The sequence below is a fragment of the Endozoicomonas sp. ALC020 genome (assembly GCF_049275935.1).
Classification (GTDB): Bacteria; Pseudomonadota; Gammaproteobacteria; order Pseudomonadales; family Endozoicomonadaceae; genus Endozoicomonas_A.
The window spans coordinates 1,579,482-1,602,793 of the sequence record NZ_CP184830.1 but is presented as its reverse complement, the minus strand read 5'-3'; the positions used below and the strand labels follow the sequence as shown (position 1 = coordinate 1,602,793).

The window sequence follows — 23,312 nt, the reverse complement described above, 5'->3', positions numbered from 1 at the left end:
TTGGATGCTGGTTTCAACTGAATAAACCTTTATTAGCCCGCCAGGTTTCACGTAACTGTTTACCTATCAGCTTTTGAGTATCAGCCTTGATGTCGAACAATCCGGCCTGATCGCTCCAGCTTTGCACAGACTCAACCACTTGCTCGATCACTCGTCTGGCTTGATTCCAGTTTGCAAAATTTGCCTGGCTGGCCAGTTTCTGTATGACCTCTAGTGGCGGCTGGGAACCGTATCCCATATAGGCTGTCATGTGGTTGTTGTAGGGTGTTGGGCTGAAAGTTACGTCATAAAAAGGTGCCAGTGACCAACGACCATGGTCATCCATTAAAAAAGACCAGTTTTTCGTATGGTCATCCTGATTCATAGCAAACAAGTTGAACATGGCCCTGGCAAATTGCTCCTGTGCCACTGCCGGATTCTGGCACAATATCTGGCTCACTTTCAGCAAATCCTCATAATCCATTGAGGGTTGCCGAAAATCGGCATCCATAAGACCACACAGTGTTTGCATATGAAAATGCCCTTGCTGAGACGGGTGGTCTGAACAATCAAATCGCTTCAATGCCAGCCAGGCTTTTGCACCAGAGTTTCCAGTATCATGAATAAGGTGCCATTGCGGTGTCGTCAATCCAGCTCGTTTTGCCAGAGTTAACCAGAGTGCTTCACACAGGCTTTCTTCATGCCCGAGGGGAAGACTCTTGGCAGTAAATTTTACCAACCAGGGGGTTAGGTGACTTTGTGGCTTAATGCTGACATAGCGGGCATTATCGGAATCAAGCCATACCGATACCTTGGGTCTGGCCCCCCCCGAACCACCAGCCTGAGCCAGGACAGGTAATATATCTTCAGTCTCACCTTCAAAAACCTGTTGAGCCTCCTGTCCCAACAGCGCAATGTCTGATAAGGAGTGATCATTCTCAGTGGCATGATCCATAGCCGGTGTATAACTCAGGCTACCCATCCCTCTCTCACCGATGAATGCCAAACGATCCATCGGGGTTACCTGATGTGGAAGTATGCCCTGTTGTCGGAAGGCTCTATCCATCAACAGCAAGCCCCAGCCATCAGGCAGAGAATCGGCAAAAACTCCCTGTAACCCTTGGTGTGGCTGCCTGGGCCCGCGACTCAAGGTAGCTTCAAAGGGCAAGGTGAAAGGAGACAAACTATGAAAACGACTGAGATAGCTCTCATCATATTGAAAGAAAATACCCTGTTGATTCTGAGCCAACTCACCGACTTTATGCTTTGTCCCGTCACTGAACCTGCGATGTACACTGAGTTTTCGAACCCTCATGTTTTTAATACCTCGCTGATACTGGCAGGCATAGACTCGGCTTTTTCTGTCAATGCAACCAGGGCTTCCAGCTGATCAACCGCCTGCCAGAGCAAAATGAACTGCCGCAACGATATTTGCCCGGTTGATTCAAATTTTTTGATCGTTGATGCTGGCACAGAACTCCGCTCTGCCAGACTCTGTCGGGACCATTTTTTTGCCTTTCTTCTGTCCATAACCGCAGTGGCCAGCTGCTGCTGAACATCAGTGGGTGTTAATAATGACAATAAGCTCATAGTGAGTCACATCCATGAAATATGGATACTATTATAGCTTCTTTTAGGTAAAATACGAGATTTTAGACATTACTGTATCCAATCAAATTGAAAGAAAACTATCATCAGAATGAGCAACCCATCTACGAACTGAGTTCTTTCCGTTACCTGATTGAGCAATACCCTGTTAAAAACGCTACAGTGACCCAGTTACGCAAATATTGAGATGACAAACTAATGGCAACAAACTACGGCCAAACCTGGTGGGGCGAACAATGGCTGTTAGCCTTTAACGGCATTGATTACAGCAACCGTCTGCCCCGTGGGCGCCGCTATGCCGGTAATGGCTCGGTATCCAACATTGAGCTTAAAGGCACCTCAACTCATGCAGATGTTCGGGGAAGACGACCAAGGCCCTACAAGGTCAAGGTTCATCTACCGGGTTTTACCACCAACCAGCAACAAAGCATTTTAATGGCCGTCAGCCAGAGCCCGGCCCTGCTCGCTAAATTACTGAACCGGCAACTCCCCGCTCAGATGCTGACGTTGATGGAAAAACAGAACATCCCCCTGTTTCCCAAACACTGGGATGATATGAAAGCCAGCTGTTCCTGTCCTGACTGGGCAATGCCATGCAAACATATTGCCGCCGTCATCTATCTGATCGCCAATGAGATTGATAAAGACCCGTTTATGGTGTTCAAGCTTCACGGTATGGATTTACCCAAAGCTATTGAAAAACAAACCGGCATGTCCCTGGCGAAGGCCGACACACCGCCACAGGTGATGTCTTTCTGGCAGCACGAGCCTGTGTCTGAAGACTGGCAGTTGCCAAAAACCCCAACCTTTGAGTTGCTGGATCTGGCCACCATTGAGCCATTGGGTGAGAGGATTCAGGGCATTCTCACACCAAAACCCTTGTTTTATGGCAAAGAATTTAAAACCGTATTGACTGACTTTTACAAACGCAGTGCCCGTTATGTCAGCCAATACGAAAAACAACAGGCGACGGAAAATACGCTGGATATTGCTGACTTCAGCCTGACCCAGCTGGTGATCGACAAGAATGGCTGTTTCCACTCAGCCCGAAGCAAAGATAATGGACAGTCTGTATCGGAACCGAACGAATGGATCAGTCTGCTGGCATCGTTACGCAATATTCACAGCCCTGAACGTAGCCGATATTTTCACAAAGCCCTGCTCTGGCAATGGCTTTATCGTCTGAGTGTCAAGCTGGTGCAGCAACATGCTTCTATTCCGGCCGTCTTTATGCAACAGGATGACCTGACGCTGATACAGTGGCAACCAGCACTGCTCAGTGAACCGGTGAAAAACCAGCTACAGATATTCTACGACGTGTGTCCACCGGATTTCGTGGTATTAGAAACAACGCAGAAAAACCGCAAAAAACCTCAGCTGCATTATGCAGACAGCCAAACCCAGATCCATCTGGCCATCAACGCCGTCATCAGCTTCTTTATGGAACAGGCCATGGAAGCAGCGCCCGATAAATACTGGGAAGAAGATATCTGTCGTCTGTTTTTTGCCAGATCACCCTGCCTGTTTAACCAGTTTGAAACGCTGGCTTACCCCAAGGTCATTCGCAACTGGCTAAACCGGCTATCACTGGGAGAGCGGGCGCACCGTCTGCACCTGCTGGTGGAAGAAGTGGATAGCCCGGAAGCAGATGACCAGATAGCTGACCAGCTATCGGTAGATATCAGGGTTGAACAGAAGCAGACCATGTTGATGCTGCCCGAACTGTTTAAGGAGGGTTCATTATCTGAAACCAAAGTAAGCGTGCTGACCGACCTGGCATTACTGGCAGATTATATGCCTGCTATAGAACAGCTTTACCAGACCCAAAAAAAACACCGCCCGCTGCATTACACACTTCAGGCCTTCACACCCATATTCAGGGAAACCCTCCCTGCCCTGCAAATGCTGGGTATTCAGCTGGTACTGCCCAAACGACTGCAAAAGCTGGTGTACCCTCAGCTCAGTTTGTCATTGTCAAAAAGTGACAGTGATAATGCCGTCAGTTATATGAACCTTGACCAGCTTTTGCAGTTTAACTGGCAAGTGGCTTTGGGCGACCAGCGCATTGAGGTCAACGAGTTTAACCAGTTGCTTCAGGGCGCCGACGGTCTGGTTAAAATGCTGGATCAATACGTCATGCTGGATGACAGCAAATTGCAGCAACTGCTTAAAAAACTCGATAATTTACCGGAAACCCTGTCACGCACCGATCTGTTAAAAGCCGGACTGTCTGGTGAACTGGATGGCGCCAAAGTGGATTTAGGCGACAGTGCCAGACAACTGTTTGAAGAGCTGCTCAAAGGCGAACCCGCACCTCTGCCTGCAAGCCTGAATGCTGAACTACGCCCCTATCAGCAGCGTGGCTACGAATGGATGGCGCAAAATGCCCGCATTGGTTTTGGTTCACTATTGGCCGATGACATGGGTCTGGGTAAAACCCTGCAAGTCATTGCCCTGCTGTTACACCAGCAAGAAAACGGCCAGCTTGATCAACAAAAAGCCCTGGTGGTGGCCCCTACTTCCCTGCTGACCAACTGGCGCAAAGAGATTGAACGCTTTGCCCCGGATTTAAGCGTGCAGGTCTATCACGGCAGCAAACGACAGTTAAAAATCAGTGACCATGACGTAATTCTCACCAGCTACGGCCTTATCCGCACCGACAGTGCGGCACTGGCCAAACCACGCTGGCGCACATTGGTCATTGATGAAGCCCAGAACATTAAAAACCCTGGCACCCAGCAGACCAAAGCCATCAAAAAGCTGAAATCCGATATCCGTATTGGCATGAGCGGCACACCGGTTGAAAACCGCCTGCGGGAATACTGGAGCGTGTTCGATTTCACCAATAAAGGTTATCTTGGCACCCAGAAGAAGTTTCAGGAAGAACTGGCCACCCCCATTGAGAAAGACCGTGACCAGAACTGCCTGGACCGCTTTCGCAAACTCACCAGCCCATTTATTCTCAGACGACTGAAGACGGATAAAACCATCATCAGCGACCTGCCAGATAAAGTAGAAAGCAACCGCTTCTGCAACCTCAGCAAACAGCAGGCATCCCTTTACCAGAGTACGGTTAACAGCATTATGAAAGACCTGCACTCCAGTGAAGAAGGGATTGAACGCAAAGGCATTATTTTCAAACTGCTCAACGCGTTAAAGCAGATATGTAATGCACCGGCGCAATTCCTGAACCACGACCAGGCCAGTGTCGAAGAGTCCGGAAAACTGGCGCTGTTTATGGAGCTGATGCGTGAGGCTATGGATGCTGATGAGAAAGTGCTTATTTTTACTCAGTACACGACCATGGGGGAGTTACTGGTGAATACGCTGCAACAGGAAATGACTCTGGATGTTCCTTTCCTGCACGGTGGCCTGTCCCGGAAGAAACGGGACGAAATCGTCGAAGACTTTCAAAAGAATGGACACACCCGTGCCATGATCCTGTCCCTGAAAGCCGGAGGTACCGGTTTAAATCTCACTGCGGCCAGCCAGGTTATTCACTACGATCTCTGGTGGAACCCGGCGGTAGAAGCCCAGGCCACCGACCGGGCTTACCGTATTGGCCAGAAACGCAATGTCCAGGTGCATCGCCTGATTACTGAAAACACCTTTGAAGAAAAAATCGATGCCATGATTCAGGGCAAGAAAGAACTGGCCAACCTGACAGTTGCCAGTGGCGAACAGTGGATTACCGAGTTGTCGGACCAGGAAATCAAGGAGCTGGTGTCATTGGGGTGACTAGTGCAACCAAGCTCTGATATGTACCCCCTCTCGCTCCCATGCAGAGAGGGTGCCGCAAAACTCCAACCACTCGTTCCCACGCTGTGAGGGTGTCGCAAAACTTCAACAGCTCGTTCTCACGCTCTGAAGTCGTCATTCCCGCGAAGGCGGGAATCCATCGCCAACGGTGGATCTCTGCCTTCTCGGGGATGACAAGGCCAGGGGGACACCGGGCAGTATGGTTCTGGTGGTGAGTCAGTGTGGATTCCCGCCTTCGCGGGAATGACGAGAATGAAGCCGGCAATGACGGGAGTCAGCGCGTTCCCACGCCGGAGAGAGTTTTGCGACACCCTCGCTGTGCGTGGGAATGCATATCTCCTCCCCTGAACAGCGGACTCTGAGGCGCGAGATAGGTATGGGTTCCCACGCTGGGACCCACAGGGCCTAAAAGCATGGGAACCAGAGTTTTGTGAAAGCCTCTCTGCGTGGGAACGAGTGGGCTGTATGGATATCAGGGCTTGGCTGCACCAGGAGCCTGCCTGCTCTCGATAAGCAGGGGCGCTACGTATTCCGATTGACCGGTTAACAGTAATGACTACCGGTCGCAAAGGGGAGTACAAAACCCCTTTTGGAACAATCGAGTTCACTCATACCAAACGACCAGCATCCAAGATTATTGACTGCATTGATTCTAATGGACGCCCCTTGCGTATGGCGTCAAAAGAGGCTGACTGGCGAGATTTAAAACGTGTTGGCAGAAACACACACCTTGTTGACAAGCAGGCGGTTTATGAAGATTAACCCAGCAGATTTCTATCATTACTGCACCTGAGCAAAGAGATATACCCAAACAGCGAATCAGGATTGAAGTCGCCGTAAGTACTCAAAAACCGGTACATGAGGCAAAGTTCCAATTTGTCGTCTAGCCTCAAGCCTGTGATTTCATTACCCTCCACGGATCAGTCCCCGAACCTGCTAAAGTTCATCGCCCAGCAGCAGGAGCAGATTACTCATCGACTGGTGGATGTCATTGAGTATGCTGACCTGTAACCACTTTCGGGGAATGACTTTGTGGAAAGTAGACAACGAAGATTCCCCCCTGAAAGCCGTTGATCCATTGCCACTGGCAGGTGAGTGCCAGAAATCCGAGAGTTCAACCGTCGGCCCGGCAACGACCAGTGCACCGACACTTTGCCAGATCGTGAATAGCTGGCTCCTGTCAATGATTCCAAAGACACTGCTTTGACTGGACTGACCAACGTCGATGGTCAGTTCAACTTTGACTCAGCTGTTTGCATGACAGACCCTTAGTCCTCTGCTTCTATTAGCAATGCGACTACCAATGCGACTTTCAATATCAACCCGGTTTCTACTTGATCGGCGGATACAATCCCAGTGACCAATGCTTTGGGGGTCATAGCCTCTCTGGCCATATTGTTGAATCTATAGCTTGAGTGATTCACCCCCTCGTTTAAAAGAAGCTGTTACAACGCCCTTGCCCTGTATATGAACGGCTCAGGAGTCATGGCTAATACCCTGAATAGCAGCACTAAAGAGAGGATTGACAAAAAGATCCATCTGTTTTCTGGCAACACCTTAATCCTGTTAATGGATAACTATAAACACAGCGACTAGTGCAGCTAAGCTCTGATATCCATACACCCCTCGTTCCCACGCAACAAAGGGTGTCGCAAAACCCTGGTTCACCTCCCGTCATTTCCGGCCTCACTCCCGTCATTTCCGGCCTCACTCCCGTCATTCCCGCGAAGGCGGGAATCCAGCGCCAACGGTGGATCTCTGCTTTCTCGGGGATGACAAGGCCAGGGGGACACCGGGCAGTATGGTTCTGGTGGAGAGTCAGTGTGGATTCCCGCCTTCGCGGGAATGACGAGAATGAAGCCGGGAATGACGGAAGAGAACACGTCAAACGGCGTAAAATCAGTGGTGGCACCAAAAGTGAGGGCGGCCGACGGAGCAGAGACACCTTTGCAAGCCTTACCGGTTTAAAATGTGTCGGGAGTACAGGCTGTCGTAGTCATGTTCAAGTGGTTATGCAAATGAAACCTTGTTTTCCGGACACAATAATCAACAACTCACCTATTCCCGTAAACTGAAAGCACGGGTTCATCCAGATTAGCCATCTGTTCCCTCAGCTCCAGAATATGTTCTGACCAGTAACGCTCGGTATTGAACCAGGTAAATGCCATGGGAAAGGCCGGGTCCGTCCAGCGTTTGGCCAGCCAGCCAGAATAGTTGATCAGCCTCAGGGTTCGGAAGTATTCCACCAGATTGAGTTCTATGGGATCAAACTCGTGAAATTCCTCATAACCTTCCAAAAGCTCTGCCAGTTGAAGGGTCTGGCTGGCCCGGTCACCGCTCAGGAACATCCATAAGTCCTGAATAGCGGGAGCCATGCAGGTGTCGTCGAAATCGACAAAGTGAGGGTTATCATCTCGCCAGAGAATATTGCCGACATGAGCATCGCCATGCACCCGAATCATTTTCGGGTGGTATTGGGCTTCGATTCGCGCAAGACGATCCAGAATGTCCCGGGTCAGGGTTTCATAAGCTTCTCTGAGGGTGGCGGGAATAAAATCATGATCCAGCAGCCAGGTGACATTGTCGATGCCGTATCTTTGCAGATTAATGGCCGGACGGTGCTGGAAAGGTGCCGCTGAGCCCAGTTTATGTAACCTTCCCATGCAACGACCCAGCACCAGCAGATGATCCAGGTTATCCAGTTCCGGTGGGTAGCCTCCCATGCGTTTGAACAGGGCAAACCGGAAGCCCTCAAATTCATGTAAGGTTTCCTGATTCTCGTTCCGGAGGGGGGCCACAATCGGAAATTCCATGTCCTGCAGCTCCAGCGAGAAGGCGTGTTCTTCCAGAATCTCCTCCCGGCTCCAGCGCTCCGGGCGATAAAACTTGGCAATAATCGGCAAGCCATCTTCAATCCCAACCTGGTAAACACGGTTTTCGTAGCTGTTCAGAGCCAGGTTCCTGGCGTCACACAGGTATCCCTGGCTTTCCACAGCGTCCATCACCCGATCAGGCGTCAGTCGCTCATAAGGGTGTTGGATATCTGAACTCATAGAAGGCTCCCATCATCGTTTGCTGCTGAAGTTTACTACGAAACTCGTCTCGGCATTGTCAGGTTTACTGACCTTTTTGTCAGTTTCTCAGAAAACTATTTCTATTTTTGGTGGGTCTAAAAGTTATTCATGGTCTTTTGAGGAAAGCGGAAATGGATGTTCAAAGCGCTACTTTTCCCAGCAACAGGTTAGCGACTGATCAGGGTCGTTCCCGGAATCCCTGTGACATTGTTGCAAAGGCTGTTTACTACGTATTAGGTAAACTCAGGCTGATTAACGTGCCTGAGGAGATGGTGGCCTCCAAAGTCGTCTATAAGAATGAATACTTCTCGGTGACCTCAGAGCTCTGGGAGTCCCCTGTGGGTCAAAATATCTACATGAGAAAGTGTGTTGTGCCAAGAGGGGCTGAACGGCGTCTCAGGATTGAAAAGGAGCTTCTCAGAGCGGCTCAGGGTCCGAATATTGTCAGGCTCATTGAAACAGAGGACGACACTATACTGATGCCCTTCGCAGGCATGTCACTTGAGGAGATTTTGCATTTTAATAATAGAAGGATGCCTCTGCCTATCTTTGAGACTTTTGCCCGACAGTTAATGAAGGGTGTTGCTCACCTGCATGATGCAGGGATCTGGCATCTGGATTTGAAACCAGAAAATCTGGTAGTCGATGATCAGGACAATCTCTCCATCATTGATTTTGGTCTGTCTCAGTATGCGGGTCCGATTGAAAGGTCAGAAGTATGTACAGAAGGCTATAAACCTCCTGAAATGTTTCATAAGGGACCTGAGGTTATTTCCAGTAAAACCGATATTTTTTCAGCAGGAGTTTCTCTCTTCAAAATGTTGATGAATAAAAAGCTTTTTCCAGAGGACTTCGATAAGAGCGTAATGGTGAGGCAAGACCTTTATTATGAGTACCTGAATGATCAATTAAAAGAGGTAGAGTCCATTGACCCAAGCCTTGGCGTATTACTCAGGTTGATGCTGGCCTGGTATCCACAGCATCGGCCTGATGCAAAGAAGATACTGGGCTACTTCATGAGATCCAGACCCTAAGTACCTGGCCAGTTGGTTTCGCATATTCTGGCGAGTGGATTTTTTCATCTATCAAGGCGCAACGACGGCGGGCGCGTAGCCATAGCTACGCAACCAGAGTTGGAACGCAGAAGGATGGAAAAAGCCGCCGTCCAGAATATGAGAAACCAACTGGTTAGGTACTTAACATCAATAATGAGCCTTCCAGTCGGTAAAGCGCCTGAAAATAGAATCCTGACCCAATAGGCTGATCATTGTTAGCTACTGTTGTTTACTCCGAAACTCGCCTCAAAAGGGTTAGCTTTACTGACCTTTCCGTTACTCCTTCATAAAACTTTTTCTACTTTTGGTGACTCTAAAGCTTGTATCAATCAGGAAAAGGACAAAAAAATGAATATAAGAATGGACGCTCATATCCCTACTATTACTGAAAGTGGGTCGCCAACAATAGTCGTTCATAGTTCTGCTTCTAACGGTAATAATTCACCGACTGATCAAGGTTGTCTCAGGAATCCCTGTAACATCGCTTCATCGGCTTATCACTTCGTGTTGGGCAGGTTCAGGCGGACTCATGTGAATGAACATGTGAATGGTCGAATGCTGGACTCAAAATTACTCTGTTACAGTGGGTGCTTCGTTCTGAAGCAGGAGACCTGGGAGCTCCCTGAGGGTAGAAAAATCTACGTGAGAAAGTGTCTTAACAACAGAGCAGGTAAAAAGCTTCTCATAAATGATAAGAAGATGCTCAGGGCTGCTCAGGGTCCGAATATTGTGCCGTTTATTGAAACGAAAGACAAAAGCCTATTGATGCCCTTCGCAGGCGAACCACTTATCTGTATTTTGGCTCGGGATCAGGATCGAGGGCTACCACGACCCAAGTTTGAGAGCTATGCCCAACAACTCATGCAGGGTGTAGCTCACTTACATCATTCAGGGATCTGGCATTTGGATTTGAAACTCGCCAATGTCTTAGTGGATGAGAGCGGCGAAGATAAACTCACCATTATTGATTTCGGTCTGTCTCAGCGTGCTGGTCGTGCTAAAAATAAGGATCCGGGCACAATGGGTTATAAATCTCCTGAAATGATTTGTCGGGGACACAAGGCCCTTTCTGCGAAAACCGATATTTTTGCAGCAGGGGTTATTCTTTTTGAGTTGTTGACGAATTACAGGCTCTTTCCTCAATCTATTAATTTCCTTAACAAGGGATTTGTGGCGAAGGAAGACTCATATTACGAGTACCTGAATAGTCGACTGCAACTAGTGGAGGATATTGATAATCACTATGCGCAATTAATAAGGTCAATGCTGGTCTGGAATCCAAAGGACCGGCCTGATGCTGATAAGGTGCTGGGTGATCTCTTGAGATACTGACTGTGACATCAAGAATGAGCCTTCCAGTCGGTAAAGCATCTGAAGATATCGCCCTGACCCAATAGGCTGATAATTGTTAGCTACTGGTGTCCACTACGAAACTCGCCTCAAAAGGGTTAGCTTTACTGACCTTTCCGTTACTCCTTCATAAAACTTTTTCTACTTTCGGTGACTCTAAAGCTCGTATCAATCAGGAAAAGGACAAAAAAATGAATATAAGAATGGATGCTCATATCCCTAATCTTACTGAAGGTGGGTCGCCAACAGTAGTCGTTCAAAGTTCTGTTTCTAACGACAATAGTTCACCGACTGATCAAAGTTGTCTCAGGAATCCCTGTAACATCGCTTCATCGGCTTATCACTATGTGTTGGGCAGGTTCAGGCGGGTTAGCGTGAATGAGCAAATGTCGGGCTCAACACTAACCAATGTGAATGGGCAAATGCTGAACTCAACTGATGAGTATGTTAAAGAAGATTACTTCGTTGTGAGGCGTGAGGTTTGGGATTTCCCTGAGGGTCCTAAAATCCTCATGAGAAAGTGCTATGAGGGCAAATTGGCTAAAAATTATCTCAAACATGAAAAGAAGATGCTCAGAGCTGCTCAGGGTCCGAATATTGTGCCGCTCATTGAAACGAAGGGCACAAACATATTGATGCCCTATGCTGGCGAAACACTTCGCAATATTTTGGATCGGGATTCGAGCAGAGGGCTACCACTGCCCAGGTTTGAGAACTATGCCCGGCAACTAATGCAGGGTGTTGCACACTTGCATCATTCAGGGATCTGGCATTTGGATTTGAAACCCGCCAATGTGGTAGTGGATGAGGATAACGATGACAAACTCTCCATCATTGATTTCGGTGTGTCTCAGCGTGCTGGTCCGGCCAGGCAGAAGGTACTCTGCGCAGAAGGCCATAAACCTCCTGAAATGTTTTATCGGGGACCCAAGACCCTTTCCGGGAAAACCGATATTTTTTCAGCGGGGGTTATTCTTTTCAGGTTGTTAACGAATGACAGACCCTTTTCTGGTGTCCTTTCTTTCTGTAGACCGACCTGTGGAGTGATGATGGAGAAAGACAGATATAACGAGTATCTGGACGATCAAATGAAAGAGGTGGAGGCTATTGATGAACGCTATGGGAAACTAATAAGGTCAATGCTGGCCTGGAACCCGGAGGATCGGCCTGATGCAGGCGAAGTTCTGGGTTTTCTCATGGGATCTTGAAAAGAGAGGTTAAAGGTCCTGGCGGTAGTCAGGTGTTCTCGCCAGACACCAGATATCGACACGTTCCACGCCCTGCTTTTTCAGAAGTCGGGCGATTTCCGTGACTGTTTCTCCGGTCGTGACAACATCGTCCACTATAGCGAGGTATTGATAGTTTGACTTGTCCGTCATGGAGAAAGCATTCCTGATATTGCTCCTGCGTTTTGAAGCCTTCAGACCCTGTTGGGGAATTGTGTGCTTCTGTCGTTTGATTAGATGGGCTTCCAATTTTATTTTCTGATAGGGCTGAAGGTTTTTAACCAGTTGCCTAGCCAGCAGCAGTGCCTGATCGAAGCCTCTTGTCCGTAGACGTTTATTGTGCAGCGGAACCGGCAGTATTGCCTGAGGCCACTCCCGGCCATCGTAGTGGTGGATCAGATTTCGAGTCAATTGATCGGCTACAGGTGGAAGGTAGATCAGTTGCTGATGGTATTTGATCTGTTTGAGAAGATGGTCAACGGGAAACTCGTAATTAAAGGCAGAATAACAGGTGTCGAATACCGGTTTCTTCTGGAGACAACGGGCGCAGAGTTCCAAAGCATTAAGTGGAACAGGAATGCCACAAGACTGACAGTGTTTTTCTGCAACAGGCAGTGACTTCATGCAAAGGCTGCAAACGGGCTGATTCATCGGCGTATCGGCTCGGCACAGCAAACAGCTCATGGAAATAAACTGTTTAAGATTTAACCACTTGTAAATATTGTTACGTTTTAACAATTGACGCATAGTTTCAATTAATTATCATCGATCCTGTTTTTGATCTTGATTTCTGATATTTGGTCTGACTTACAACAGAGAGCTTCTTCCCGGAAGAATCAGTGAAAAACATGACTAACCTTGCAAGCCTCAAGGACTCAGGTCCCAGCAAACTTCGCCACGACTGGACACATGACGAAGTCGAAGCCCTGTTTCAAATGCCGTTCAATGATCTGGTCTTCCAGGCTCAGCTGGCCCACAGAGAACATTTTGATCCCAACCGGGTGCAGGTTAGTACACTACTGTCCATCAAGACAGGTGCCTGCCCGGAAGACTGTAAATATTGTCCCCAGAGTGGTCACTACAACACCGGACTGAACAAGGAAAAGTTGATGGCAGTGCGCAAGGTTCTGGAAGAAGCCCGCCGCGCCAAAGCTTCCGGGGCGACCCGCTTCTGCATGGGAGCTGCCTGGAAAAACCCACCTGAGAAGGACATGCCCTACATTCTGGAAATGGTGAAAGGAGTCAAGGAAATGGGTCTGGAGACCTGTATGACCCTGGGTATGTTAAATGACGATCAGGCTGCACAGCTGGCCCGGGCTGGTCTGGATTATTACAACCACAATCTGGACACCTCACCAGAGTTTTACGGCAGCATCATCACCACTCGCACTTACTCAGATCGTCTTAATACCCTTGCCCATGTGCGTGATGCGGGAATGAATATCTGCAGTGGTGGTATCGTCGGTCTGGGTGAAACAGAAAGAGACCGTGCCGGTATGTTGATCCAGCTGGCCAACCTGCCCAAACATCCGGAAAGTGTGCCCGTAAATATGTTGGTTCGCGTCGAAGGTACGCCCTTGGCTGATGTCGAAGCTGTCGACGGTATCGATTTTGTTCGTACCATCGCAGTTGCCAAGATCATGATGCCTGCTTCCTGTGTACGCCTGTCTGCCGGTCGTGAAAACATGAGTGATGAGCTGCAGGCTCTGGCTTTTCTGGCAGGTGCCAACTCAATCTTCCTGGGTGACAAACTGCTCACGACGGCCAATCCCAAAGAGAGCCGTGACCGGCAACTCTTCAACAAACTGGGTATCAACAGAGGTGACGCCAACGGGCTGGAAGAGCAAACGCTGGAGGCCATATGCCCTCTGCGCGAGCAGGACTCTTTATTAAATAATGAGCTGAATAATGAACAGTATTACGACGCCATGGGTCAGCAGGCTTCCTGATGGCTTTCGACCTTGAGAAGGACCTTCAAATCCGGCGGGCCCGGGGCCTTTACCGGACAAGGAAAACGCTTGAGGTTCCTCAGGGGGCAGAAGTGGTGGTCGATGGCAAGTCCTATCTGGCTTTCTGCAATAACGATTACCTGGGTCTGGCTAATCATCCGGACATCTGTGCTGCCATGGCTCGGGCCACTTCTGATTACGGTACCGGCGGCGGCGCTTCCCATTTGGTCATTGGCCATAGTCGTGCCCATCATCAGCTGGAAGAAGAGCTGGCAGAGTTCACCGGTCGTGAGCGGGTTTTGCTGTTTTCCAATGGCTACATGGCGAATCTGGGGGTCATCACTGCCTTGCTGGGTAAAGAGGATGCGGTTTTTCAGGATCGTCTGAATCATGCTTCTCTGCTGGATGCCGGTTTGTTATCCGGGGCAAGGTTTCAACGATATCTTCACAAAGATCTGGCAAACCTTGAAACCCGGCTGAACCGCACCGATGGGCGGCGCAAGCTGATTGTTACTGACGGTGTTTTCAGTATGGACGGTGATTTGGCTCCTCTGAAAGCCTTAGCAGAACTTGCCCATCGACAGGATGCCTGGTTGATGGTGGATGATGCCCATGGCTTCGGTGTTCTGGGTAACAACGGCGGCGGAGTTGCTGAACATTGTTCTCTGGGTCAGAGAGACTTGCCGGTCCTGGTAGGAACTTTGGGTAAAGCGTTTGGTACGGCAGGTGCTTTCGTTGCAGGGAGTGAAGCCCTGATTGAAACTCTGATCCAGTTTGCCCGAACCTATATCTACACCACGTCAATGCCTCCGGCCATTGCAGAGGCAACAAGAGTGAGTCTTGAAATTCTGAAGGAAGAAAGCTGGAGACGAGAGCACCTGGACAAGCTGGTTCAATACTTCAGAAAAGAGTGCCAGCAGATGGGGCTGAAACTGATGGACTCGCACTCTCCGATTCAGCCTGTTATTGTCGGGTCTGCAGATACCGCTGTAGCCATGAGTGACGCTCTGGCAGCACAGGGTATCCTGGTGACGGCCATTCGTCCCCCCACGGTTCCTGAAGGAACTTCAAGGTTACGCATTACCTTCAGTGCAGCTCACAAACAACAGCATGTAGAACAGCTACTGCATGCACTGGAAAGAACAGTACGCCCATCACAGGAGGAAGTAGCGTGAGTTTACCCATTGTTCTGGTTAGTGGATGGGCGATGCCTGCAGCTGTCATGGAGCCTCTGGCGAGTGCTTTGGACGGCGATGGTCGAGTGTCTGTGGTGCAGCTGCCGGGCCTGGTCCGGGAGCGCAGAAAATATGACTGGAAGCAACTGCTGGACTACCTCGACATGCATTTGCTGGACCCTCCCGTCATCCTGGTTGGCTGGTCCTTAGGAGGCACTTTGGCCTCTATCTACGCCAGTCAGAATCCAGACAAGGTAGCCGGTCTGGTGACACTGGGCTGTAATCCCTGCTTTGTCAGAAACAAGGACTGGTCAGAAGCAATGCTGCCACAGACCTTTGAAAGTTTTTATGCCGGAATGCAAGAAGATTCTGCGGCCACCGTTGACCAGTTTTCCCTGCTCTGCTGCATGGGTAATGGCAATCGAAAAGAGGTCGCCAGACATTTGCAAAACGCGATTCGCCGGGACGCTGACCTGGAAGCAACCATTCTTCTGCAATTGCTGAAATTGCTGGGTACCAGTGACGTTCGTTCACAGCTGGCTGATATCCGTTGTCCGGTATTGCATTGTTTTGGCAAGGATGATGCGCTGGTGCCCATTGATACCGGCAAGAGAATCGAGCAGGACTACCCGGGTCACAAAGTTCTGATGATGGAAGGCGGTCATTGCTTTTTCCTGGACCAGGGCTCTGGTGCCATCAGACAGGTAGCGGATCAGGTTAATCGCCTATGCAACCGAAGCTGAAAGCGGCTGATTGTGGGGCAGAAGCCCGCATCAACAAACAACGTGTTGCTGCCAATTTCAGTCGCGCTGCAACCACTTATGACTCCGCTGCAGTGCTTCAGAAGCGTGTAGCAGCCAGAGCCATGATGGGGCTGCCAACGGATATTTGTCCTGAGTATGTATTGGATCTTGGTTCAGGTACGGGCAGCCAGACTGGGTTACTCTCCGGACATTTCCCCGATTCCCATGTAACCGGTTTGGATCTGGCCATGGGCATGCTCAAGTTTGCCCGGTTGCAGTGCGACTCAGCTTCCTGGTGTTCAGGTGATATTGAGTCACTGCCGTTTAAGTCAGAAAGCTTTGACCTGGTGTTCTCCAGCCTGGCCATTCAATGGTGCTCATTTGAGACGGTGCTGAAGGAAATCTATCGGGTACTCCAACCGGGTGGGGTCTTTGTTTTCTCCAGCCTGGCCAGTGGCACTATGGTGGAGTTGCAAGAAGCCTGGCGACAGGTCGACAGTCATGTCCATATCAACGGCTTTGACAGTTTTGAACAGCAAAGGCTGTGGTTGCTTGAATCAGGCTTCAGGCAGCAATCTTTTAAGCAGCAGACTGAAACGCTTTACTACCCTGAACTGTTTCAGATGTTGAGAGAATTAAAAGCATTAGGGGTAAATACGGTGCATGGTCGGCCATCCGGTTTGGTAACCCGGAGGCGGTTGACCCAACTGCAGGAAGCCTACGAGTCTTTTCGGGCGGACGCCGGTTTACCCCTCTCCTATCAGGTGTTGTACGGAATTTTAAGAAAACCAGCCCATGCCTAGAACGTTTTTTGTCACCGGCACCGATACGGATGCCGGGAAGACTTTTGTCACCTGTGTAATGTTGCAGGCTGCCAATGAGCAAGGGCTTAAAACACTGGCCCTGAAACCGGTGGCTGCGGGCTCCGATGAGACTTCAGACGGCCCAAGAAATGCTGATGCCCTGAACCTGATGAGTGCCATGAATATCAAGTTGAGTTATTCACAGGTTAATCCGGTTCTTTTTGAAGCACCCATTGCCCCTCATATTGCGGCACAGGAAGAAGGTCGGCGAATCACTGTCGATCGTCTGACCGGTTTTTGCCGTGGGGCCCTGATGACCCGCCATGATCTTTCTTTCATTGAAGGCGCGGGCGGTTGGCGAGTCCCCCTGAACGACCGGGAGATGCTGGCCGATCTGGCTAAGGCGATGAACCTTCCGGTGATTCTGGTGGCAGGAATGAAGCTGGGATGTATCAGTCATTCCCTGTTGACGGTCGAATCCATTTTGCAAAGTGGTTGTCAGCTGGCGGGTTGGGTGGCCAATCAGGTGGATCCCGATATGAGCCGTTTTCAGGAAAATGTTGAAGCTCTCAAGCAGTCAATTCATGCGCCCTGCCTTGGCGTTGTCCCCTGGTGTTCTGAACAACAGGCGGGTGACGCGGTAGTCAGTCTTGATCTCTCTCCTTTAACTGTCTGATCTTTTGTGAACTACTCGCTCCTAGCAGCGAGTAGTTCACCACAGTAAGCGAGACAGTGAGCCGCTTGCTTCCCGGGTGACCGCAATAAAAAAGCCAGTGTTCAGGTTTCTCTGCAAATCCTTCGCAACACAGGCATCGGATCATGTCGCCCTTTCGGGCAACGGCATCCGGAGGTACTTCACGCTGTTTGCTGAATGGGATGATGCCTTTTTTCCTACCTTGCCCCGGCGTTGATCAGGAGTCTCTCGCAGTCAGCATTGCCCATCCCGGTTGCGATGGCAAGAAGAGTGGTGCCATCCGACAAGACGGCGTTGAGGTCAGCCCCGGCGTTGATAAGGAGTTCCACGCAGTCGGTGTTATCTTCTTGTACAGCCATGAGCAACGGGGTGGCACCATCCTCGATCCAGACGGCATTGGGATCGGCCCCGGCGTTGATCAGGAGTTTCACACAGTCGATGTGATTTTCTTGTGTAGCGATGAACAGTGGGCTGGCGCCATCCTCAGCCCGGGCGTTGATATTCGCCCCGGCGTTGATCAGGAGTTGCACGCAGTCGGTATTGCCCTTCTCGGCTGCTATGAGTAGCGGGGTGGTGCCATCCTCAGTCCGGGCGTTGATATCCGCCCCGGCATTGATCAGGAGTTTCAGGCAGTCGGTGTGATTTTTTTGTGCAGCGATAAGCAATGGGGTGGAGCCACTCTTATTCCGGAGGTTGAGATCGGCCCCGGCGTTGATGAGGAGTTCCACGCAGTCGGTATTGCCCTCCTGGGCTGTGATGAATAGTGGGGTGATGCCATTCTCACTCGGGATGTTGATATCCGCCCCGGCGTTGATCAGGAGTTTCAGGCAGTCGATGTGATTTTCTTGTGCAGCTATGAACAACGGGGTGGTACCATCCTTGATCCAGACGGCATTGAGATCGGCCCCGGCGTTGATCAGGAGTTTGACGCAGTCGATGTGATTTTCTTGTGTAGCGATGAACAGTGGGCTGGCGCCATCCTCAGCCCGGGCGTTGATATCCGCCCCGGCGTTGATAAGGAGTTCCACGCAGTCGGTATTGCCCTTCTGGGCTGCGATGAATAGCGGGGTGGCACCATCCTCGATCCAGACGGCATTGAGATCGGCCCCGGCGTTGATCAGGAGTTTCAGGCAGTCGATGTGATTTTCTTGTGTAGCGATGAACAGTGGGCTGGCGCCATCCTCAGCCCGGGCGTTGATATCCGCCTCGGCATTGATCAGGAGTTTCACGCAGTCGGTGTTATTTTCCTGGGCAGCGATGAACAGTGCCGTGGCACCAGCCTCATCGACAGCGTTGAGATTCGCTGCGGCGTTGATAAGGCGTTCCACGATAGCCTTGTGTCCCCGGTAGGATGCGATCAGCAAGGCAGTCAAGCCATTCGTCATAACGGCATTGACATTGACGCCTTCTGCCAGTGACCTATTCAACTGATCCAAATCTCCGTTCAGACAGGCACTATAAAACGTCTGATCGGGGAAAAATGTATCCGGGTGAGATTCACCGGTGTTCAGATTCACCACAGGCATCGGGTCCTGCCGACAAATAGCGCACCGACGTGAGCCGATGGGCTGATCAACAAAACATCTTGAAATACAGTCCAGATCGAAGCGGTGACCACAACATTGGGTTTTGACGACCACAGGGGCTGGACTTCGGCCATGAAAGTAAGCCAAACAAACAGGACAGTGATCGGCCTTAAGTGTCAATGGGGAGAGTACAGAGAGCAATGCGATCCGTAAAAAGAACATCTGTGTTGGTCAAGCAAGTGGCCAGGGTTTGATGCAGAAAAATTATGGTAGTTTATTTATGGGCCTATCAAAGTTTGCTGTGGCTAAATAATCACGCATTTTAAAATACAGAAGCCGACAACAACTGAAAGCCGTGTTCACTGGATAATACAACGACTTTCTGTTGTTCCCTCCCTTGCTCCGGCATTGATCAGGAGTCTCGCGCAGCCAGCATTGCCCATCTCGGTCGCGATGGCGAGAGGAGTAGTGCCATCCGACAAGGCGGCGTTGATATCTGCCTCGGCCCTGATCAGGCGTTTCAGACACTCTATATTGCCATCCCGGGCTGCGATGAACAGCGTGGTCGCGCCATCCTCAGTCCTTCGGGCGTTGAGGTCAGCCCCGGCGTTGATCAGAAGTTCCATGCATTCGGTATTGCCCTTCCGGGCTGCAATGAATAGCGGGGTGGTGCCATCCTTACCCGGGATGTTGATATCTGCCCCGGCGTTGATCAGGAGTTTCAAGCAGTCGGTGTTATTTCTATAGGCAGCAACGAACAACGGTGTGGCACCAAGCTTGGTCCAGATGGCGTTGAGATCCGCCCCCTCTTTGATCAGAAGTTTAACGCAGTCGATGTGATTTTCTTGTGCAGCTATTAACAGTGGGCTGACGCCATCCTTAGTCCGGGCGTTGATATCTGCCCCGGCGTTGATCAGGAGTTTCAGGCAGTCGGTGTTATTTTCTTGCGCAGCGATGAGCAGCGGGGTGGCACCATCCTGGATCAGGGCGGCGTTGAGATCTGCCCCGGCGTTGATCAGGAGTTTCAGGCAGTCGGTGCTATTTTCTTGTGCAGCCATGAAAAGCGGGCTGGCGCCATCATTATTCTGGGCGTTGAGATCAGCCCCGGCTTTAATCAAGAGTTTCAAACAGTCGGTGTTATTTTCTTTTGCAGCGATAAACATTGGGGTGACGCCTCTCTCATTCCGGGGGTTGAGATCCGTCCCGGCGTTGATCAGGAGTTTCAGGCAGGCGGTGTGATTTTTTCGTGCAGCGATAAGCAATGGGGTGGAGCCACTCTTATTCCTGGGGTTGAGATCCGCCCCGGCGCTGATCAGGAGTTTCACGCAGTCGGTGTTATTACGCAGGACTGCCATGAACAGCGGGCTGATGCCGTCTTCAGTTCGGGTGTTGATATCAACCCCGGCCTTGATCAGGGCTTTCATGCAGTCGGCGTTATTTTCCTGGGCAGCCAAGAGCAGCGGGGTGACGCCATACCTAGGCCCGGCATTGAGATCTGCCTTGGCTTCGATCAGGGCTTTCACGCAGTCGGTATTGCCTTTCGCAGCAGCGATGAGCAGCGGGGTGTTGCCATCCTCAGTTTTGATGTTGAGGTTCGCCTTTGCTTCGATCAGGGCTTTCACGCAGTCGGTATTGCCCAACTGGGCGGCCATGAACAGTGGGGTGGAGCCATCCTCAGCCACCGCATTGAGATCTGCACCGGCCTTGATCAGGAGATTCACGCAGTCGGTGTTATTATTCTGGGCAGCGAGGAACAGTACCGTGCCACCATCCCCATCGGCGGCGTTGGGATTCGCCCCGGCGTTGATCAAGAGTTTCACACAGTCGATGCTATTTCTCAGGACAGCGATGTACAGCGGAGTGATGTCATCTTCAATTCTGGTGTTGATATCCGCCCCTGCCTTGATCAGGAGATTCACGCAGTCGGTGTTATTTTCCTGGGCAGCGAGGAACAGTGCCGTGGCACGAGCCTCACTGGTGGCGTTGAGATTCGCTCCGGCGTTGATCAGGCACTCGACGATAGCCTTGTGCCCCCGGTAAGATGCGATCATCAAGGCAGTGAAATCATCATGCGTAATGGCATTGACATTGACGCCTTCTGCCAGTGACCTCTCCACCTGATCCAAATCCCCGTTTAAACAGGCATTAAAAAACGTCTCATCGGGAAAAAATGTATCCGGATGAGATGCACCAGTGTTCAGATTCACTACAGGCATCGGGTCTTGCCGACACATAGCGCACTGGCGTGAGCCGATGGGCTGATCAACAAAACACCTTGAAATACAGTCCAGATCGAAGCGGTGACCACAACATTGGGTTTTGACGATCACAGGGGCTTCAGTTCTGCCATGAAAGTAAGCCAAACAAATAGGACAGTGATCGGCCTTCAGTGTCCACGGTGAGAGGATAGAGAGCAATGCGATCCGTAAGAAGAACATCTGTGTTGGTCAGGCAAGTGGCCAGGGTTTGATGCAGAAAAATTATGGTAGTTTATTTATAGGCCTATCAAAGTTTGCTGTGGCTAAATAATCACGCATTTTAAAATACAGAAGCCGACAACCACTGAAAGCCGTGTTCACTGGATAATACAAGGCCTTTCTGTTGTTCCCTTCCTTGCCTATCTTTCCTGTCTGGCCCCGGCGTTGACCAGGAGTTTTACGCAGTCGGAATTGCCTTTCGCAGCAGCGGCGAACATTGGAGTGGCGCCATCCGAAGTCCGGCGGATGTTGAGATTAGCCCCGGCGTTGATCAGGAGTTCCACGCATTCGGTATTGCCTTTCACAGCAGCGGCGAACACCGGGGTGGCACCATCCTTAATCCTGGCGGTGTTGAGATCCGCCCCGGCGTTGTTCAGGAGTTTCACGCAGTCAATGTGATTTTCTTGTGTAGCAATGAACAGTGGGGTGGCGCCATCTTCAGGCTGGGCGTTGATATCCGCCCCGGCACTGATCAGGAGCTTCAGGCAGTCGGTATTGCCCTTCTGGGCTGCGATAAACAGCGGGGTGGCACCATCCGACGCAGTAGCATTGAGATCCGCCCTGGTGTTGATCAGGAGTTTCACGCAGTCGATATTGCCTTTCGCAGCAGCGATGAACAGTGGGGTAGCGCCTCTCCTGGTTCGCGTCTTGGGATCTGCCCCGGCGTTGATCAGGAGTTCCACGCAGTCAGTATTGCCATTCTGGGTAGCTATGAACAGCGCAGTGGCACCAACCTCACAGGCGGCGTTGAGATTCGCCCCGGCGATGATCAGGAGTTTTACGCAGTCGGTCTGGCCTTTCTCAGCAGCAGTAAACAGCGGGGTGGTACCATCCGACGCAGTAGCGTTGAGATCCGCCCTGGCGTTGATCAGGAGTTTCACGCAGTCGATATTGCCTTTCGCAGCAGCGATGAACAGAGGGGTAGCGCCTCTCCTGGTTCGCGTCCTGGGATCGGCCCCGGCGTTGATCAGGAGTTTTACGCAGCCAGTATGGCCTTTCTCAGCAGCGATAAACAGCGGGGTGGCACCATCTGACAATGTAGCGTTGAGATCCGCCCCAGCGTTGACCAGGAGTTTTACGCAGTCGGTCTGGCCTTTCTCAGCAGCAATACACAGCGGGGTGGCACCATCCGACAAAGTAGCGTTGAGATCCGCCCCGGCGTTGATCAGGAGTTTTACGCAGTCGGTGTGGCCTTTCTCAGCAGCAATAAACAGCGGGGTAGCGCGTCTCCTGGTTCGCGTCTTGGGATCTGCCCCGGCGTTGATCAGGAGTTCCACGCAGTCTGTGTGATTTTCCTGGGCAGCGAAGAATAGCGCAGTGGCACCAGTCTCACAGGCGGCGTTGAGATTCGCTCCGGCACTGATCAGGCATTCGACGATAGCCTTGTGCCCCCGGTAAGATGCGATCATCAAGGCAGTGAAATCACCATGCGTAATGGCATTTACATTAACGCCTTCTGCCGCTGACCTCTCCACCAGATTCAACTCCCCGTCAACACAGGCATCATAAAACGCCTGATCGGGAAAAAATGTATCAGGGTGAGATTCACCGGTGTTCAGATTCACCAAAGGCATCGGGTCTTGTCGACACATAGCGCACCGACGTGAGCCGATGGGCTGATCAACAAAGCACCTTGAAATACAGTCCAGATCGAAGCGGTGACCACAACATTGGGTTTTGACGATCACAGGGGCTTCAGTTCTGCCATGAAAGTAAGCCAAACAAATAGGACATTGATCGGCCTTCAGTGTCCATGGGGAGAGGATAGAGAGCAATGCGATCCGTAAGAAGAACATCTGTATTGGTCAAGCAAGTGGCTAGGAGGCTACTAGGGTTTGATGCCGAAAAATTATGGTAGTTTATTTATAGGCCTATCAAAGTTTGCTGTGGCTAA

21 protein-coding genes are annotated in these 23,312 nt (G+C 50.7%); 12 read left to right on the top strand and 9 right to left on the bottom strand.

Going from position 1 to position 23,312, the window contains the following annotated elements:
• Positions 1-13 precede the first annotated feature (13 nt).
• A complete protein-coding gene (locus tag ACOJUO_RS05175; RefSeq protein ID WP_422139145.1) occupies positions 14-1,294 on the bottom strand; it encodes a type II toxin-antitoxin system HipA family toxin in 1,281 nt (426 codons plus the stop codon).
• On the bottom strand, positions 1,291-1,569 hold the full coding sequence (locus ACOJUO_RS05170) for a transcriptional regulator (RefSeq protein WP_422135668.1): 279 nt from the start codon (positions 1,567-1,569) through the stop codon (positions 1,291-1,293). The genes ACOJUO_RS05175 and ACOJUO_RS05170 overlap by 4 nt, the downstream gene beginning before the upstream one ends.
• Before the next feature lie 216 nt (positions 1,570-1,785).
• Between ACOJUO_RS05170 and ACOJUO_RS05165 the strand changes: the two genes are divergently transcribed.
• Positions 1,786-5,325 carry an SNF2-related protein gene (locus ACOJUO_RS05165; RefSeq protein ID WP_422139144.1) on the top strand — a complete coding sequence of 1,180 codons (3,540 nt, stop codon included), beginning with the start codon at positions 1,786-1,788 and terminating at the stop codon, positions 5,323-5,325.
• 119 nt (positions 5,326-5,444) lie between these two features.
• On the opposite strand, the gene ACOJUO_RS05160 is transcribed toward ACOJUO_RS05165, so the two are convergent.
• Positions 5,445-5,657, bottom strand: coding sequence for a hypothetical protein (locus ACOJUO_RS05160; protein WP_422135666.1), 213 nt, complete (start codon positions 5,655-5,657; stop codon positions 5,445-5,447).
• A 241-nt stretch (positions 5,658-5,898) separates the two neighbouring features.
• Between ACOJUO_RS05160 and ACOJUO_RS05155 the strand changes: the two genes are divergently transcribed.
• The 3 genes from ACOJUO_RS05155 (at position 5,899) to ACOJUO_RS05145 (ending at position 6,553) form a co-directional block, all read left to right on the top strand.
• Positions 5,899-6,108 (top strand): hypothetical protein, encoded by a 210-nt coding sequence (locus tag ACOJUO_RS05155; RefSeq protein ID WP_422135665.1) that lies wholly within the window; start codon positions 5,899-5,901, stop codon positions 6,106-6,108.
• Positions 6,109-6,222: 114 nt separating this feature from the next.
• On the top strand, positions 6,223-6,357 hold the full coding sequence (locus ACOJUO_RS05150; protein ID WP_422135664.1) for a hypothetical protein: 135 nt from the start codon (positions 6,223-6,225) through the stop codon (positions 6,355-6,357).
• The gene (locus ACOJUO_RS05145; protein ID WP_422139143.1) at positions 6,338-6,553 is read left to right on the top strand and encodes a hypothetical protein; all 216 of its coding nucleotides are present in this window, start codon (positions 6,338-6,340) and stop codon (positions 6,551-6,553) included. The genes ACOJUO_RS05150 and ACOJUO_RS05145 overlap by 20 nt, the downstream gene beginning before the upstream one ends.
• 457 nt (positions 6,554-7,010) lie before the next feature.
• Here the strand turns inward: ACOJUO_RS05145 and ACOJUO_RS05140 are convergent, their stop codons facing one another.
• A complete protein-coding gene (locus ACOJUO_RS05140) occupies positions 7,011-7,229 on the bottom strand; it encodes a hypothetical protein (protein WP_422139142.1) in 219 nt (72 codons plus the stop codon).
• 171 nt (positions 7,230-7,400) lie between these two features.
• Positions 7,401-8,399 carry a serine/threonine protein kinase gene (locus tag ACOJUO_RS05135; protein WP_422135661.1) on the bottom strand — a complete coding sequence of 333 codons (999 nt, stop codon included), beginning with the start codon at positions 8,397-8,399 and terminating at the stop codon, positions 7,401-7,403.
• A 152-nt stretch (positions 8,400-8,551) separates the two neighbouring features.
• Between ACOJUO_RS05135 and ACOJUO_RS05130 the strand changes: the two genes are divergently transcribed.
• From ACOJUO_RS05130 to ACOJUO_RS05120, 3 genes are all read left to right on the top strand, one after another.
• Positions 8,552-9,454: a protein kinase domain-containing protein gene (locus ACOJUO_RS05130; RefSeq protein ID WP_422139141.1), complete on the top strand. Its 903-nt coding sequence runs from the start codon at positions 8,552-8,554 to the stop codon at positions 9,452-9,454.
• A gap of 369 nt (positions 9,455-9,823) precedes the next feature.
• Positions 9,824-10,807: a protein kinase domain-containing protein gene (locus ACOJUO_RS05125; RefSeq protein WP_422139140.1), complete on the top strand. Its 984-nt coding sequence runs from the start codon at positions 9,824-9,826 to the stop codon at positions 10,805-10,807.
• A 209-nt stretch (positions 10,808-11,016) separates the two neighbouring features.
• A complete protein-coding gene (locus tag ACOJUO_RS05120) occupies positions 11,017-12,033 on the top strand; it encodes a serine/threonine protein kinase (RefSeq protein ID WP_422139139.1) in 1,017 nt (338 codons plus the stop codon).
• Positions 12,034-12,042: 9 nt separating this feature from the next.
• Here ACOJUO_RS05120 and ACOJUO_RS05115 read toward each other — a convergent pair whose 3' ends face one another.
• Positions 12,043-12,735, bottom strand: a complete 693-nt coding sequence (locus ACOJUO_RS05115) for a ComF family protein (RefSeq protein WP_422135657.1) — start codon at positions 12,733-12,735, stop codon at positions 12,043-12,045.
• A 164-nt stretch (positions 12,736-12,899) separates the two neighbouring features.
• Here ACOJUO_RS05115 and bioB point away from each other — a divergent pair, with 164 nt between their 5' ends.
• From bioB to bioD, 5 genes are read left to right on the top strand one after another with little or no spacing between them, the layout of a single operon-like run.
• On the top strand, positions 12,900-14,000 hold the full coding sequence (bioB, locus tag ACOJUO_RS05110; RefSeq protein ID WP_422135656.1) for a biotin synthase BioB: 1,101 nt from the start codon (positions 12,900-12,902) through the stop codon (positions 13,998-14,000).
• A complete protein-coding gene (bioF, locus tag ACOJUO_RS05105) occupies positions 14,000-15,175 on the top strand; it encodes an 8-amino-7-oxononanoate synthase (protein ID WP_422139138.1) in 1,176 nt (391 codons plus the stop codon). Before bioB ends, bioF begins: the two co-directional genes overlap by 1 nt.
• Entirely contained in the window at positions 15,172-15,918 is a 747-nt protein-coding gene (locus tag ACOJUO_RS05100) for an alpha/beta fold hydrolase (protein WP_422135654.1), read from the top strand. The genes bioF and ACOJUO_RS05100 overlap by 4 nt, the downstream gene beginning before the upstream one ends.
• A complete protein-coding gene (bioC, locus tag ACOJUO_RS05095; RefSeq protein ID WP_422139137.1) occupies positions 15,903-16,721 on the top strand; it encodes a malonyl-ACP O-methyltransferase BioC in 819 nt (272 codons plus the stop codon). Before ACOJUO_RS05100 ends, bioC begins: the two co-directional genes overlap by 16 nt.
• Complete coding sequence (gene bioD / locus ACOJUO_RS05090) at positions 16,714-17,397, top strand: dethiobiotin synthase (RefSeq protein ID WP_422139136.1); 684 nt, start codon at positions 16,714-16,716, stop codon at positions 17,395-17,397. Before bioC ends, bioD begins: the two co-directional genes overlap by 8 nt.
• Positions 17,398-17,612: 215 nt before the next feature.
• Here the strand turns inward: bioD and ACOJUO_RS05085 are convergent, their stop codons facing one another.
• The 3 genes from ACOJUO_RS05085 to ACOJUO_RS05075 all read right to left on the bottom strand — a co-directional run bounded on the left by ACOJUO_RS05085 (position 17,613) and on the right by ACOJUO_RS05075 (position 23,214).
• Positions 17,613-19,163, bottom strand: a complete 1,551-nt coding sequence (locus tag ACOJUO_RS05085) for an ankyrin repeat domain-containing protein (RefSeq protein WP_422139135.1) — start codon at positions 19,161-19,163, stop codon at positions 17,613-17,615.
• 137 nt (positions 19,164-19,300) lie between these two features.
• Positions 19,301-21,379 carry an ankyrin repeat domain-containing protein gene (locus tag ACOJUO_RS05080; RefSeq protein WP_422139134.1) on the bottom strand — a complete coding sequence of 693 codons (2,079 nt, stop codon included), beginning with the start codon at positions 21,377-21,379 and terminating at the stop codon, positions 19,301-19,303.
• Positions 21,380-21,558: 179 nt separating this feature from the next.
• Positions 21,559-23,214 carry an ankyrin repeat domain-containing protein gene (locus ACOJUO_RS05075; RefSeq protein WP_422139133.1) on the bottom strand — a complete coding sequence of 552 codons (1,656 nt, stop codon included), beginning with the start codon at positions 23,212-23,214 and terminating at the stop codon, positions 21,559-21,561.
• Positions 23,215-23,312 lie beyond the last annotated feature (98 nt).